We start from the raw sequence: 11,970 nt of genomic DNA, 5'->3' as shown, positions 1-11,970 counted from the left end.
CCCGGCAATTTACAGGGAATTTTCGTGAGATGGGTCTGGAACCCAGAGTTTCTCCTCTCAGAAATGTATGTTTTTCAGAGGTCTATGCTGCAAATTCCCAAAAAGGTGGAGCAGGGAATTGTTCCCACGGATCAAGGAGGGCGAACCCTGTATCTGGGAGGGCGAACCCTGTATCTGGGAGGCCGGTTCTTGAGGTGTCAAAAGTCGAACGACATTCCTGTTCGGCCCAATCAAGTGCGTGGGTAACGCTGACCAGACGCTTGAGTGTGAGTTCGGGCGGCCGGGTGCCGTCGAGAATCGCGGCCTGAATCTTCGGTGAGAGAAAGGCAGTCAGGTCGCAACTCCCGATGAAGCGAGAGAAATCCTGGGCTTGAAAGGAGGGGACCGCGTCGCGTTTTGAGGATAGGATGACTGACATCAACTCCCATCGAGCAACATTTTTTGGATTTCTGAAAACCCTAAGGAGATCGAACCATGCGAGTGAGTGTTTTGACATTCAGCGCGCTTCTTACAGGATTTACTGCCGTTCAATCTCATGCTCAGAACGCGGCTGAGGACATCACCAATCTTTTGCTCAGCAACCGGTCTGGAGACTGCGCGGACTATGCTGGAGTATATTCTGCTTCAGTGGAAGACATCACGCGACAACAACAATTTAGGCCCATTGATTTCCGTTTGGCTGCGTGAATCATCGCGTTCAAATGAGCGGTGCACATGTCTGATCGGGCGCACCAAGGGCGGCATGAACACAAAGTTGCATGCGGTTTGTGACAGATGAGCCCCTTTGCGCTATTGGTTCAAGCACAATGGCGAATGAAGCCCCTGGGATCTGTCTGTCACTGCCGGATAGGTCAGCAACTACATTAGCGCGAGGGCATTGGTCAGCAGCCCGCCAAATGTCGAATGGTTGCTGGGTGAGCGCGGATATGATGCCGATTGGTTCAGAGAAGCGTTGAAAGACAAAGGGATACGCGCGTGCATCCCAGGCCGCAAACAGCGCAAGACAACTGTCCGATACGACAAGTGCCGCTACAAACGTCGCAATCGGATTGAGATCATGTTTGGCAGATTGAAGGACTGGCGACGCGGTTCGACAGGTGTCTCAAAGTCTTCCTCTCAGAAATCGCTCTCGCCGCTTTGGTCATCTATTCGCTATGTGTCCTGAGCCTAATGCTTCCTATCTCGACCTCCCTTTTGCGTTTAGACGAAGCAACCGCGGCGAGAACGATGGCCAATGATTTTAGGTTGGTTCTTGCAGATGTTGAGGGCTCTCGGTCGTCTTCAATTGAACAAAGAAGCTCCCCCATGGCGCCACGAAACCCGTCGTTGAACCATTGTCCTTCGAGTGCAGGCCGCGCAATGCCATGCGCTGTCTCAAGTGTCACAGATTGCGTCGACAGATCCGGTCCAACTGATGTCAGGCTACCGGTCGTACCTGCAACGTATGTTGTATCGCGAGGCCCAAAGGGAACGCCCCCGTCAAAAACCAGGCTTGCTTGGCCTTGGTCCAAACGAACCAGAGCCTGCGACATCAGAGGCACTTTGTTGGCCTGGCCGCGTGCAGATGTAGCAGCTGCAAAGACGCTTTCTGCTCTATCTCCGACAAGAGACGCAAGAAAGTCGAACCAGTGAATTCCAAAGTCGTAAAGTATCAGCTGGTCGATTTCGTCAAACGGGGTACCTGCAGTCCAGCTGTGATCCCAGTGAATTGAGATATGGGCCGACAGAACATCACCGATCAATCCGGCTGAAACCGCCTCACGCATCCAGGACAGGTGCGGGGCCCAACGACCGTTCTGGTTTACCGCTAGTTTAACGCCTTGATCATCTGCCAGCTTCACAAGGTCATTACCCAGATCGAGGTCGGTAACAAAAGGCTTCTGGCTGAGCACGTGTTTGCCTGCTTGCAGGGCAGCTCTGATGATTGGCACACGATGTTCGGGGTGCAGCGTGACATCGACAACGTCGATCTCGCTATCGGCAAGAAGCGCCTCCCAGTCATCTTCGATGCGTGCAGAGGGGCAGTATTCAGCAGCTTTCTCTTCAGCCTTTGAGCGCGTACGGTTCCAGATTGCGGCGACGTCCCAGCCTGCTGTTCGGTAGGCATCAAGATGGCTTGCAGAAATCCCACCCGTACCAATAACCCCGATCCGGGGTTCATAGCGTCGAGGCATTGGTGGAAGATACTGCAGATCCGGCGCATCGATTTCGTGCAGATGAGCAGATTTTAGTGCGTACTGGTCTGTATTGGCACTGTCTGAGGTCATGCGAGTAACCGAAGTGTTCGTTTTTCATATGCCGAGCGGAGCGCTGTATCGACGATCCGTTGCGCTGTCAGGCAAAGTGCTGGATCCAGTGGCCCTTTGACCGGGACTTCTCTGGATATGCAGTCAAGGACGTACTCAATCGCATTTCGTTCACCTAACGGTAGCGGAGTCACTGGTATCTCGTGCCGGTCAGGTCGTGTGCGGGTTTGAACCGTTATGTGATCGGCATAATCGGGCGATGAAATGGTGCCGTCTGTGCCCACAAAGACGAATCCGCAAGTTGGTTGAGGTTGCGTTGTCCACGGGTCGGTGAAGGTGCCCCAGCGCGTTTCCATTTTTGAGAGCCCGGTTTCATAACGGCAAACGGCAATGGCGTGTTGATCGACCTCAATCCCCGGTGTCTCATCGACTGTGCATGTCACCTCGATCGGCTCCTCGCCCCCCATATACCAGGTTCCAAGCGTCGCGCCGTAGCCAAGGTAATCCAACAGCGACCCACCGCCCGATGCACGCTTATACCACCATGAGTTCGGTTTCTGACGCTCAACCTCGTCCGGGGTGACTTCGACCTTGTCGGCCAGATGGTACAGAGGTCCGCGATTTCCGTCGTAGAAATGCACTTCGTGCAGGTCGCCGATCATCCCGTCATCAATCAACCGTTTGGCCGTCACATGGCTTTCGACCCATCGCAAAGGCCAGTTGATGATCAACTGCTTGTCGGTCCTATCCATTGCAGCCATCATGCGGCGCGCATCATCAGAAGATGCGGCAAAAGGCTTTTCGACAAAAACATGCAGGTCGTAAGAGGCCAGACGTTCGGTATATTCCGCATGCTGAGCCGTTGCCACACAAAGAATTGCCATGTCGTAGGGTCCCGCAGCCATGCATGTGTCGAAGTCGGTAAAGATCCGATCTTCGGGAACGCTGAAGGCCGTTGCCGCTGCCTTCATCTTGTCCCAATCAGGATCGAATATACCGGCGATTTCAGCGTCTGGATGATCGTGCACCATCCGAAGCAAGTCACCTATATGCATGTGATCGAAACTGATGCCGACGATCCGGAATTTGGCCATTGGAAACTCCCTTTAGCGCGTGCCGGTGATCCTGACGTAGAGTGCGGTAACTGCAAGAATGATCAGCCCAAACAGGGCCGTGCGCGCACCTTCCGGCATTTGCATCAATGTTAGCATAGTATCCAGCACACGCAGAATAAGTGCGCCCACAATCGCACCTGCGAAACTGCCACGACCTCCGAAGATTGATGTGCCGCCGATCACCGCCGCAGCGACAGAGGGTAACAATAAGGGGTTGGCAAGGCTCAGCGAAGTTTGACGGATCATGCCGAGATAGAGCAAGCCAGCCAGCGCAGCGATCAAACTTGAAAGCACGTAGAGCCCCAGATAGACCTGCCATGCTCGGACCCCGGACAGCTTAGCGGCCTGCTCATTGGAGCCTAGGGCGAACAGCAGCCGACCAAATCCTGTATAGCGCATCAGCCACAGGATAAAGAGCGCAAACGGGATGAATACAAAAAGGCCGTTCGGCATTCCAGCGGTGCGGCCGGTTCCGAGCCAGGCAAGGAAGGCGGGAATTTCGGTGCCAGCATTGATAACGAGGCGTTGATAGACCTGAAGACATCCGGTGGCGATTAACCCTGTTCCTAGGGTCATGATCAATGGATGGACCCGGACCAATCCCACGCCGATGCCATTTACAACGCCCACAACTAGGCCAGCTGACAGCGCGATCAATACTGCAGGTGTCACGCCCCAAATCGCACTAAGTGTTGCGCAAACGAAGGCTGACACGGTGGCAACTACCCCGACCGAGAGATCAATTCCTGCAGTTAGCATTGTCAGCACCTGACAAGCCGCAAGCATCGCCAATGGAATTGCGAACTTGATCAGGTTGCCAACCCAAAAGGTTGAAATCAGCCCATCCCGACCTGCTCGGACCGGGGTAACGATACCTGGCCGCAATACTTCCAGCACAGCGATCATCAGGACAAGGAAGACCAATAGCGGAATAATTGGGTTGTCGCGCAGATAACGGCCAAAGCGGACCATCGGTGGATCTATGGTGTCCATGCTCATCGGCGGGCTCCCTTTAGTGAAGCCGCCGTGCCCAACATAACGACGAGAACCATAATTGTGCCTTCGATAATCGTGGTCACGTTTGGATCGACGGCCAGCAATGTCAGGATCGTCCGAATGATCCGCAAAATGAACACCGCGATGATCGGCCCAAGCAGACCGCCTTTGCCACCGCCCAGCACGACACCGCCCAGAACTACGGCCGCGACCGAGGCCATAAGATATGGCCCCGGTACCGGCTCTCCAATCCCGGTCAGCGCAGCGAGGCTTAGACCGCCCATGGCACAAAACAGCCCGCATAGCGCATAGGCTGCTATCTTTGTTCTTCCCACTGAAACACCAGAACGGAAGGCGGCAAGCTCGTCTGATCCGGTGGCGTAAATCGAGAGCCCGAGTTTGGAGCGCCGGATCGGCAACCAGACAACAGCGATGCCAAAGGCAACGATGAGCAATGCCTTAGGCAGCCCGTCGAATAGAAACTGACCGCGTATTGCCTGTTCCAGCCAATCTGCAGTCGCGCCGCCCGGTGTCTCAAGTATCAACAGCGCGACGCCTTCCCAGACAAACAGCATGGCGAGTGTCACAACGATGTCGGGCACGCGCGTTACAACGATCAAAAGACCATTGATCAACCCCATCAAAAACCCGACCCCCAACACGATAAACAAGGCCGGTACACCGGCCATGCGCTCCATCAGAACGGCTGCAGTCACAGCACAGACCGCCATCATAGACGCAACAGACAGGTCGATACCGCCGACAATTACGACGATGGCCATACCGGCGGTTGCGAAAGCAAAGGGCAGGGCGGCGCGGGCAATACTCTCCAGTCCTGACGCACCGAAAGTTGGCTGTATCAATTTTGTGATGGTCAAAAGGACCATGAGAAGAATCGCTAACCCCATGACCCATGCGTGTTTTCGGATGGCCACGCTCACGCCGCGCCCTCCGTCTCGGTCAGGCCATAGGCCGCACGCATCAGTGTTTGTTCATCCGCGTCAGCGGCATCAATCACATCAACCACACGACCGTTGAAGATTACGACCGCGCGGTCACAGGCAAGTGGGATTTCTTCCAACTCGGACGTGTAGAATAGAACCGCCGCTCCTTGATCTGCCAACTCACGGACAAGCGGGTAAATCTGGCGTTTTGTGCGCACATCGATGCCACGGGTCGGATCGAATAGAAGCAGGGTTTCGACACCTGTCGCGAGCCAGCGACCAATGGTGACTTTCTGTTGGTTGCCACCTGAAAGCCTTTGCACCTCGCCCTGCGCGCGTGTGTCGATCTGCAGTTTCTCGACCGCATAAGCGACCCGATCGCGCTCATGCCGCAGTTTTATTGGTCCCCAGTTCTTGAGCCGGGCAGAAAATGGCAGAGCGATGTTTTCTTTAACTGACCTTTGCGCCAGCAGAGCGTCTGAACGATCGCCCGGAACGAAAGTTATCCCGACGGCAATGGTGTCGGCGGGGTGGGCGAAGTTTACGGGCTTTCCATCAACTTCCATCGATCCTGAAGACGGGCGATCAAAGCCCGCAAGAACCTCAAACAGTTCATCCTGCCCCTGACCCTCAAGCGCGACCACCCCTAGGACCTCGCCGGGGAATAAGTCGAACGAAACATCCGAAAAACTGGGCTCAAAAGCCAGTGACTTAATGCTCAGGCGCGGTGTCTTAGCCTGTGGTTCATTTGCTCGAAGGATCTGACGTGTTCCAATGTCAATCTTCTGACCCAGCATCAATTCGACCACGCGTTCTTCTACGCCGGGTTCAATGTCGAGATCTCCGACAGACATGCCATCCCGCAACACAGTGGCCCGATCGCACAGTTCCGAAATCTCGGTGAAACGGTGAGAAACATAGATCACACCCATCCCGTCATTTGCTTTGCGCCTTACGGTCTTCAATACGCGTTCAACCAGATCCGCCGGCAGCGCCGCGGTCATTTCGTCCAGCAAGAGGACATCTGGTTCAACAGCCAGCGCGCGCGCCAGATCAAGGATGCGCAGTGTAGCAAGTGGCAGGTCGCCAATCATTGCCGATAGTTTCAGACCTTCGATACCAAGTTCTGTAACCCAGTTTTGAAACTGATCGACAGGTGTGTCTGTCAGCCGAAGATTGTCGGATACGTCGAGATCAGGAATGAGTGAGGGTTCTTGATAAACCGGCACCAAACCGGAACGGCGCGCCTCGGCGGGGCTTCCGACAAACGCATGTTTGCCTCTGATCAATACCTGTCCAGCGTCGGGTTTAAGGGCACCGGTAATGATCTTGACGAAAGTGGACTTGCCAGCACCATTTGCGCCCATCAAGGCGACGATCTCGCCTTCAGCAACCGTGAGGTGCGCATTGGTCAACGCCCGTACGGCGCCAAAACTTTTGGCCACGTCAGACGCGTCGAGAAGTGGTGTGCTGCTCATGGAAGTCCTTGAATGCCGAGTGGGTTGGTTTTGCCTTCCGCCCAGCTAAAGGCGGAAGGCCAGTCAATTCGGATCAACCTTCGCCGGGTCCCTTACAGTCGATGATTTGTTCCATCGTGTAGTCGGTCCAGCCGGGAACGGTCACTGATACGGGCCACTCTGGGTCAAGGTTAGGATTCTGAGCCGCTGTGATCGTTTCACGGCCTGCGTCCGTCGCATTCTCCCAAAGCACAGGATCTACAAGAACGGTTTTGTTCTCAGGTGCCTTGCCGTTAAGAATGTCGACAGCCAGAGCAATGCCTGCGCCGCCGACTGAGCCAGGATTTGTCACTGCCGCGCCGTTCAATCCCTCAACCTCGGTCAAGTATTGAACAAAGCCCGCGTTGTCTGCGCCGACGATCGGCACCAAAGGTGCCCCGGATTCGGTAAACGCATCGACGATTACGTTGTCGATGCCGCTGGTCCAGACACCGTCAAACGGGATGCCGGTGGCCAGGTAATCAAAGATCTGTTGCTTACCCTGGTCTTGCTGCCAGCCGGTGAAAACTTCATGCACCACATTGATATCGGGGTGTTCTGCCAACGCGCGTTTAAAGCCGTTGTCGCGGTCAGTATCGGCTGAGACGCCAGCAATGCCTCGCATATAGACAACGTCACCTTTGCCACCGAGCTGTTCAAATAACCACTTGGCGCCAAGATAGGCGTATTCTTCTTGATTGTTCGAAAGAATGTAGGCGCCTTCAGCCGAAACACCGGCATCCACGGCAACAATGACGATATCTTGCGCCATTGCTTTTTCCAGTGCCGAATTCAAAGCATCCGGGTTGGATGGGTTCAGCACGATGGCGTCTACACCCGCTTCGATGAGGTTGTTGATGTCTTCCAGTTGCCCGGCTGAATCAGTGTTGCGATGCGCGACGATCAGGTTTGTCACATCGGCTTCGACCAGAGCTTGGGCACGCATGGCGCAAATCATCTGTTCGCGCCAGCCATTGCCTTGAACGGTGTTGGACACTCCGATTGTGTATTGCTTGTGCCCGTCAGCCATCGCCACAGTTGAAAGAGACGCTGAAACTGCAAGAGCAGCAACACCATAAAGTAGGTTCTTCATTTTAGTTTCCTCCCAGTTTTAGTCATTTCAAATTTGATAATTTCTTCACTTGATGAATGGTGACAGGACATCCCGGGCCAGCAGAAAACCCCGCTTGACCTTTTCGTCAGTCCCTTCGAACAACCTGTCTTCATGTTCGATAATGATCGGACCGTCGTAACCGGCGCGGTACAGTCCGGAAAAGAAACCGGACCAATCCACATCGCCCAGCCCGCAAAGCCGTGGGATTTGCCATCCCATGCCGGTAGACATCACACCGTTCTCATAAAGCCCGTCCTCATCAACCATCACGTCTTTGGCATGGACATGAGCCATGTGAGGACCGAACTCCTTGATGAACCGTGTCTGATCGATGAACTGCCAGATCAGATGTGAAGGATCGAAGTTCATGCCAACCGCATCGCCCCATTCTTCAAAAATCCGCCGCCAGATTCTTGGCGAGTAAGCAATGTTGTGACCCCCGGGCCATTCGTCATAGCTGAAGATCATCGGGCAGTTCTCAAAGCACAGACGCACACCAGAGTTTTGTGCATGCTTCACGATCGGATCGAAAATTTCAGTGGCACGCTCCCAGTTCGCGTCTAGATGCAGAGTGCGATCTCCGCCGACAAATGTGTTGACAACTTTGATGCCCATAACACCGGCGGCGGTGATTACTTTGTTAAGATGTCCAATAACTTCAACCCGATGCTCTTCATCGGCGTGGAGCGGATTGGGATAGTACCCCAGACCCGAAATCTCGACCCCCTGATCGCCGAGTTGCCCAACAATTTCAGTGCCCTGATCCGCAGAAAGGCCATCTACGTTGATGTGGCTGGTTCCCGCATAGCGCCGTTGTTCGCCACCTGACGATGGCCAGCAGGCGACCTCCATCGCCGAAAACCCATTGGAACCGGCCCAGGCCGCCACCTCAGTCAATTGAGAGTTTTCGAATGGTGCAGTCAGTAAGCCCAGTTTCATGTCATCGCCCTCAAATCTCGCTCAAATCGACCCAGCGGCTCTCACTCGCCGACTTCACGACTGCATCGCAGAACTGCATCTCGTAGTGGCCGTCCTCAAATGTGGCCCATGTGCTGCCTTGTTGCCGCCCGCCCGCGAAGACGTCGGCATAGACCGCCCGGAAAAAGTTGAAGAATGAATCTGCGAACCCTTCGACATGCCCGGGCGGCAAGGTGGCGGCTGCGATCCCCGGACCGTTCATCAAGGTGAAGTCACGCATCAGGGTTTGGTTGGGCGCGTCACGATGCCCAATGAACAGATGATCAGGAGTTTCACTGTCCCAAGCCGCACTGGCATTTGCTCCGGCGATGTCCCATTGCAACGAGTTCTTTCGACCCATGTTCACCTGGGATGTGCTCATCACGGCCCGCGCTCCGTTCTCATATCGGATAAGGATCATCGCAGCATCGTCGGTGTCGATATGCACAGTTTCGGTTTCGCCGGTTCCGCTGGTAAATGTCTCAACCGGGCCAAGAGGTTTCTGGCGTTCCGGAAGGAAGGTTGTCAGCTCAGCAAAGACAGAGGTCGCCTTCAACCCGGTGACGAAGCTGGTCAGGTCAACCCAGTGCGTTCCGATGTCACCAACTGATCGCAGCGCGCCGCCCGTTTCGCTTTCTAGCCGCCAGTTCCAGTCGCTAGGTTTGGCAAGCCAGTCCTGATGGTAGTGCCCGGTAACAAAACGGATATCACCCAGATCCCCGGCCATTACCATGCCGTGGGCTTGTTGGTTCAGCGGATAAAAGCGAATGTTGTAACAAACCGCTGCAACCTTGCCAGAAGCCTTGGCTAGGTCGACCATCTCGGCGCTTTCTACGGACGTCATGGCAAGTGGTTTCTCGCAGATGACGTGTTTGCCCGCAGCTAGGATCGATTTCACTTGCGGATAGTGTGCGTGGTTAGGGGTCGTTACGTGCACTATATCGATGTTTTCATCCGCCAACAGATCCTCCAGAGAGTCATAAGCCCGGGCTACGCTCATTGCCCGCGCTCGTTCCCTTCCGCGCTCTGGCGATGACCCAAGAACACCTCTTACGTCCACGCCCAGACGCCGAAGCGCCTGAACGTGCACTGTTCCTATGAAGCCAGTCCCGATCACCGCAGCGCGGATTTTTGCGAAGTCACTCATCGTGCACTCCTGTCAAACAACCGAATACCCTCCGTCCACGATCACGCAGGCACCGGTCACAAAGGCTGCCGCATCGGATGCGAGAAACAAGGCTGTTCCAGCGATATCTTCTGGGTGACCCCAGCGTGCCAAGGGTGTGCGTGCTTCTACAGCTGTTGAGAAACTGGCGTCTTTTCGGGCTTTCGCCGATTGCTCGGTCACGATGAACCCGGGCGCGATCGCGTTCACCCGAATACCGTCTTTGGCCCACGCAATCGCCAGTGATTTTGTTAGTTGTTCCACGCCGGCTTTTGACGCGCCATAGGCTGGGTTGAGCGGTGAACCAAAGCGCGCATACATGGAGGCAACATTTATGACGCGCCCTTTCGCAACCGAAAGGGCAGGGTGCAGCGCTTCGGCGCAGCGAAAAGACCCTGTTAGATTTACGTCCAACACGTGGGAGAAGAATTCGGGCGCCATTTCCTTGCCACGCTGTGTGACCGCAGCGCAATTGACTAAAACGTCAATATGGTCGCGTGTGCTTGCGAAATTGTAGACTTCGTGGGTGTCGGTTACATCCAGTTGAATGTAGTCAAACCGGGCGGCGTCCTCTTCGATGCATTGCGGTTCCACACCGGTAATCTCCACTGTGGCACCCGAGTCCTGGAATTCTTTTGCAATAGCGGCACCAATGCCGGCTCGGCTGGCACCGATCACCAGGACCTTTGCCCCGGCAAAGTCGAATGTGACCTTCGAAACCATCAAAGAACCCGGCTTTTGTTGCGTTTGAATTCGGATGCCATCAGTTTCCCTCGTTTGGCGAAATCGTTACTGCAATCGATTACATTTTGGAAAATACCTACTTTCCAAATTGTGTAATCGATTACATAATCGGCATCACATGAGATTCGAGTCAAGCCAGAAATCGACTGCCAAGCAATGAGCAAGATACCCAAACCCGCCACAATACAGGACGTCGCACGTGTTTCGCAGGTGTCGACAGCCACTGTCAGTCGTGTTCTGTCCAATCCCGATCTGGTGTCAAAATCAACACGTGTTGCTGTTTTGGAAGCTATTCGCGAGACGGGATATCGCGTTAATCAGGCAGCCCGAAACCTGCGGATGAAAAGGGCGGGGGCCGTACTGATCCTTGTTCCCAACCTCGGCAAACCTTTCTATTCGGGCATACTTGCCGGTATCAGTGAGGGGTTTGCGGGCTCGGACTATGCAGTTCTGATTGCCGATACCGAAAGTAATCCGCTGCAGGAAGAAACTCTTGCCGGGTACTTTCGAGACGGCCGGATAGATGGCGCAATCTCTTTGGATGGTGGCATTCCTTCGACCGCACTTCAGCAATGCGTCACATACGGCGCCGGCGACCGCATAGTATTTTTGTGTGAATGGGTGGAAGGCGAGGCCTTTCCGGTGATTTCCAGCGACAACGCCGAAGGTGCGCGATTGGCGATCAGGCATCTGCATGATTTGGGCCACAAAAAAATCGCGCATGTTACCGGTCCCGACGGGAATGTTCTGACGACCGCTCGGCGTAAGGGCGTGGTCGAAGAACGGACACGCTTGGGGCTTCCAGCGCGGCCCGAGTGGATTATCAGAGGCGACTTTTCGCTGGAATCCGGACATGAGGCCGCCAGACGAATACTTGCGATGGATGAGCGCCCAACGGCGGTGTTCTGCGCTGCGGATATGGTTGCCTTTGGGTTGATTTCTGGGCTGGTCGCGGGTGGGTTGAAGGTGCCCGGTGACATTTCGGTTGTTGGTTTCGACGATATTGAAATGTCAGGATCTTATGTTCCGGCTCTGACAACAATCCGACAGGACCGACACCAACTGGGACGCCGTGCGGCAGAGGTTTTGCTGGGCCAGTTGGCGAACACTGGCAAAGCGCTTCCAATGAAATCAGCGCTTCCCGTAGAGCTTGTAACACGGGCGAGCTCTACGCCGCCCAATTAGCGAAGTCA

General features: G+C 54.8%; 11 protein-coding genes and 1 pseudogene. 2 read left to right on the top strand and 10 right to left on the bottom strand.

Going from position 1 to position 11,970, the window contains the following annotated elements; translation table 11 throughout:
• Positions 1-82: 82 nt before the first annotated feature.
• On the bottom strand, positions 83-496 hold the full coding sequence (locus tag AC2FHW_RS19355) for a hypothetical protein (RefSeq protein ID WP_496677343.1): 414 nt from the start codon (positions 494-496) through the stop codon (positions 83-85).
• 222 nt (positions 497-718) lie between these two features.
• On the opposite strand from AC2FHW_RS19355, the pseudogene AC2FHW_RS19350 reads away from it, so the two are divergent.
• Positions 719-1,155: pseudogene (locus AC2FHW_RS19350) on the top strand (transposase); the annotation flags it as partial.
• Here AC2FHW_RS19350 and AC2FHW_RS19345 read toward each other — a convergent pair.
• The 9 genes from AC2FHW_RS19345 to AC2FHW_RS19305 form a co-directional block, all read right to left on the bottom strand.
• Positions 1,146-2,267 (bottom strand): Gfo/Idh/MocA family protein, encoded by a 1,122-nt coding sequence (locus AC2FHW_RS19345; protein ID WP_496689790.1) that lies wholly within the window; start codon positions 2,265-2,267, stop codon positions 1,146-1,148. The pseudogene AC2FHW_RS19350 and the gene AC2FHW_RS19345 overlap by 10 nt on opposite strands.
• Positions 2,264-3,340 (bottom strand): Gfo/Idh/MocA family protein, encoded by a 1,077-nt coding sequence (locus tag AC2FHW_RS19340; RefSeq protein ID WP_271946177.1) that lies wholly within the window; start codon positions 3,338-3,340, stop codon positions 2,264-2,266. Before AC2FHW_RS19340 ends, AC2FHW_RS19345 begins: the two co-directional genes overlap by 4 nt.
• Before the next feature lie 12 nt (positions 3,341-3,352).
• Positions 3,353-4,360 (bottom strand): ABC transporter permease, encoded by a 1,008-nt coding sequence (locus AC2FHW_RS19335; RefSeq protein ID WP_281972359.1) that lies wholly within the window; start codon positions 4,358-4,360, stop codon positions 3,353-3,355.
• Positions 4,357-5,298: an ABC transporter permease gene (locus AC2FHW_RS19330; protein WP_282021395.1), complete on the bottom strand. Its 942-nt coding sequence runs from the start codon at positions 5,296-5,298 to the stop codon at positions 4,357-4,359. The genes AC2FHW_RS19335 and AC2FHW_RS19330 overlap by 4 nt, the downstream gene beginning before the upstream one ends.
• On the bottom strand, positions 5,295-6,779 hold the full coding sequence (locus AC2FHW_RS19325; RefSeq protein ID WP_271946186.1) for a sugar ABC transporter ATP-binding protein: 1,485 nt from the start codon (positions 6,777-6,779) through the stop codon (positions 5,295-5,297). The genes AC2FHW_RS19330 and AC2FHW_RS19325 overlap by 4 nt, the downstream gene beginning before the upstream one ends.
• Positions 6,780-6,852: 73 nt before the next feature.
• Complete coding sequence (locus AC2FHW_RS19320; RefSeq protein ID WP_142634734.1) at positions 6,853-7,890, bottom strand: ABC transporter substrate-binding protein; 1,038 nt, start codon at positions 7,888-7,890, stop codon at positions 6,853-6,855.
• A 45-nt stretch (positions 7,891-7,935) separates the two neighbouring features.
• On the bottom strand, positions 7,936-8,850 hold the full coding sequence (locus tag AC2FHW_RS19315) for a sugar phosphate isomerase/epimerase family protein (protein ID WP_496677329.1): 915 nt from the start codon (positions 8,848-8,850) through the stop codon (positions 7,936-7,938).
• 10 nt (positions 8,851-8,860) lie between these two features.
• On the bottom strand, positions 8,861-10,015 hold the full coding sequence (locus tag AC2FHW_RS19310) for a Gfo/Idh/MocA family protein (protein ID WP_496728902.1): 1,155 nt from the start codon (positions 10,013-10,015) through the stop codon (positions 8,861-8,863).
• A 12-nt stretch (positions 10,016-10,027) separates the two neighbouring features.
• Complete coding sequence (locus AC2FHW_RS19305; RefSeq protein ID WP_271946195.1) at positions 10,028-10,756, bottom strand: SDR family NAD(P)-dependent oxidoreductase; 729 nt, start codon at positions 10,754-10,756, stop codon at positions 10,028-10,030.
• A gap of 177 nt (positions 10,757-10,933) precedes the next feature.
• Here AC2FHW_RS19305 and AC2FHW_RS19300 point away from each other — a divergent pair, with 177 nt between their 5' ends.
• Positions 10,934-11,962, top strand: a complete 1,029-nt coding sequence (locus AC2FHW_RS19300; protein WP_271946198.1) for a LacI family DNA-binding transcriptional regulator — start codon at positions 10,934-10,936, stop codon at positions 11,960-11,962.
• The last annotated feature ends 8 nt before the right edge of the window (positions 11,963-11,970 follow it).

It is taken from the genome of Ruegeria sp. YTSA108, assembly GCF_059610185.1.
The sequence above is the reverse complement of the archived record's forward strand: the minus strand, read 5'-3'. Positions and strand labels throughout refer to the sequence as shown.

Excerpts from the sequence above, each read along its gene's own strand:
- AC2FHW_RS19305 (WP_271946195.1), bottom strand. The coding sequence starts at position 10,756 with ATGGTTTCGAAGGTCACATTCGACTTTGCCGGGGCAAAGGTCCTGGTG.
- AC2FHW_RS19315 (WP_496677329.1), bottom strand. The coding sequence starts at position 8,850 with ATGAAACTGGGCTTACTGACTGCACCATTCGAAAACTCTCAATTGACT.
- AC2FHW_RS19300 (WP_271946198.1), top strand. The coding sequence starts at position 10,934 with ATGAGCAAGATACCCAAACCCGCCACAATACAGGACGTCGCACGTGTT.
- AC2FHW_RS19355 (WP_496677343.1), bottom strand. The coding sequence starts at position 496 with ATGTCAAAACACTCACTCGCATGGTTCGATCTCCTTAGGGTTTTCAGA.
- AC2FHW_RS19320 (WP_142634734.1), bottom strand. The coding sequence starts at position 7,890 with ATGAAGAACCTACTTTATGGTGTTGCTGCTCTTGCAGTTTCAGCGTCT.
- AC2FHW_RS19345 (WP_496689790.1), bottom strand. The coding sequence starts at position 2,267 with ATGACCTCAGACAGTGCCAATACAGACCAGTACGCACTAAAATCTGCT.
- AC2FHW_RS19310 (WP_496728902.1), bottom strand. The coding sequence starts at position 10,015 with ATGAGTGACTTCGCAAAAATCCGCGCTGCGGTGATCGGGACTGGCTTC.
- AC2FHW_RS19335 (WP_281972359.1), bottom strand. The coding sequence starts at position 4,360 with ATGAGCATGGACACCATAGATCCACCGATGGTCCGCTTTGGCCGTTAT.
- AC2FHW_RS19325 (WP_271946186.1), bottom strand. The coding sequence starts at position 6,779 with ATGAGCAGCACACCACTTCTCGACGCGTCTGACGTGGCCAAAAGTTTT.
- AC2FHW_RS19340 (WP_271946177.1), bottom strand. The coding sequence starts at position 3,340 with ATGGCCAAATTCCGGATCGTCGGCATCAGTTTCGATCACATGCATATA.